At 36.7% G+C, this 2,254-nt stretch carries 1 protein-coding gene and 1 pseudogene; one reads left to right on the top strand and one right to left on the bottom strand.

Annotated elements, in window-relative coordinates:
• Positions 1-54: 54 nt before the first annotated feature.
• A pseudogene (locus tag Q7P05_RS06715) lies at positions 55-870 on the bottom strand (site-specific integrase); the annotation flags it as partial.
• A gap of 107 nt (positions 871-977) precedes the next feature.
• On the opposite strand from Q7P05_RS06715, the gene Q7P05_RS06710 reads away from it, so the two are divergent.
• A partial coding sequence (locus Q7P05_RS06710; RefSeq protein WP_303931245.1) for a VanW family protein occupies positions 978-2,254 on the top strand: 1,277 nt, incomplete at its 3' end.

The raw sequence follows: 2,254 nt of genomic DNA, 5'->3' as shown, positions 1-2,254 counted from the left end.
GGCGGCTGCTGCAGTAACTGATTATTGCAGGCAGCAGGGCTATACGGTGGCAACAAGACCGATAAGAGAAATATATTTCTTTACGATTTCGGCAATCATCTTATCGGATATAGCTGTTTTACGTATTGACATATTTTTAGTAAAACCTCTAAATACAGGACCTTCTGTTATACCAGATGCACGTAACCATTGTTGTAAGGCACAAACTGCGTCTAAAGGAGAACCAGATAGATGCGGAATCGCCACTACAGCACCTTGACCTTCTTGGTCGGCTTTAGATGATGGTATAAAGATCTCAACACCTTGCGGAGAGAATTGAAGATGTTCTACTGTAATAGACGCAATTTCGCTACGACGAAAAGCACCCATAAATCCGATTAAAAGAATAGCTTTATCACGTAATAGTTGTAATTCCGGTACATCTAGCTTGGTCATACAATCTAAAATATCTTCAATATCCTCTAATAGGACTGGTGTCTTACCTTGTTGGAATGTACCTTTTAAACGTCTAATGCCCCGTAACGCTTGTTTTACGATAGGCGCCATACATGGATTATCCCGATGGCCAGACGCATTATAATTCTCTGATATAGCGCTAATACGACGAGAAATCGTGTTTGCCTTAGCATAATCAGCAAGATCATTAATATAGTTTACTATGGTTTCTGGTGTAGCCGGAAAATAAGATACCTTTTGATAGGTACACCAATCTACGAAATCATCCCAATCCGATTCGTAAGCATCCACAGTATTTTCAGCCTTAGATAGTAATATACTTTGCTTGGCTTTCATAGACAACTTTGTACTATTCATAAGCGCATCATTATTGCGCAAATAGAAATGTTTTTGTTGTTCCTTAGACACTGACATAATTCACCCTTACCCCTAAAAATATCAATATAATTGTACCATAGAATAGGTACTTATATGCTATAATTAGAGAATATAATGACTAATTTGGGAGAGTTTATAATACAATGAGTAAAAAATATATAATATTAGGGACTATGCTTGTCCTGCTGAGTACGAGCGGCTGCTCATACATCCCAACAGAAAATACATCGTATGGTGTATTTTACAATGATACAGATTTATCTAATACACCAAAGGGTGAATTACAAGCTCGAATACAAGAGCTAAATAGTAAAATACCACAACAGACTATATCCATTGATATGGGGAATAATAAAAAACAACAGGCTACGTATCATGATTTAGGTATTCAAGTAGATACTGAGGCTGTGGTAAAAGCTATTTCTACATATGGGTATGAAGATGATTGGTGGACCTTGCTTTCACATAGATTTAATGCCTTATATTATGGACAACATTTTCAACCTCAATATAAGCTAGACGAGGTAAAAAGCAAAACTTACCTTACAGAACTTGCCAAATCAATTGATACGCCAGGACATGATGCATATCTAACCATTGAGAATGGTCAAGTTGTATTCCATCCTGCTAAAGAAGGTAAACGCATTGATATTGATGCAACCTTACAAAACCTTAAGGATCAATTACAATCTGGAGAAAGCATCACATCTCTATCTATGGTATTTACCACAAAAAATACTATTAAGGTTACTGATTCTGATTTAAAACCATTAAATACCGTTCTAGCATCCTTTAGTACAGATTTTGATCCAAATAATGAAAGCAGAACACATAACATTCAACTCGCATCTGATAAAATCAATGGTACATTGATTAAACCTGGTGCAGTATTCTCCTTTAACGATGTTGTAGGCGAGCGTACTGCTGAGGCTGGCTATGATGATGCACCGGTAATGATTGATGGCAAATTAGTTCCAGGTATTGGTGGTGGCATTTGCCAAGTTAGTTCTACCATCTTTAATACAGCCTTATTATCTGGCATGAATATTGTAGAACGTACACCTCACTTTGAACCTGTTGGATATATTCAAGCTGGTCGTGATGCTACAGTAGCATGGGGCTATTTAGACTTTAAGTTTAGAAATCCATACCAACAATCCATTTATATTCTCAGTGTGATGAATCATGGTACACTAACCATCTATATTATAGGTACTGCTCAAGACAAGCCTAAAAATGTATCTATTTCAGTTGGTGATCGTAGTGAAATACCAAATAAGACAATTACACGCGTAGATCCATCTTTAAAAGAAAAAGAAGTACAAGAAGGGCATGTAGGGCTAACAATGAATACGTATAGAACCATTACATATGGTAACTGGGTAACCCAAACTGATTCCTTTGAATCTGTATATGACCC

The sequence above is a fragment of the Veillonella dispar genome, from assembly GCF_937975875.1.
GTDB lineage: Bacteria > Bacillota > Negativicutes > Veillonellales > Veillonellaceae > Veillonella > Veillonella dispar_B.
Note: the sequence above shows the minus strand (reverse complement) of the source record. Positions and strands in the feature narration are given on the sequence as shown.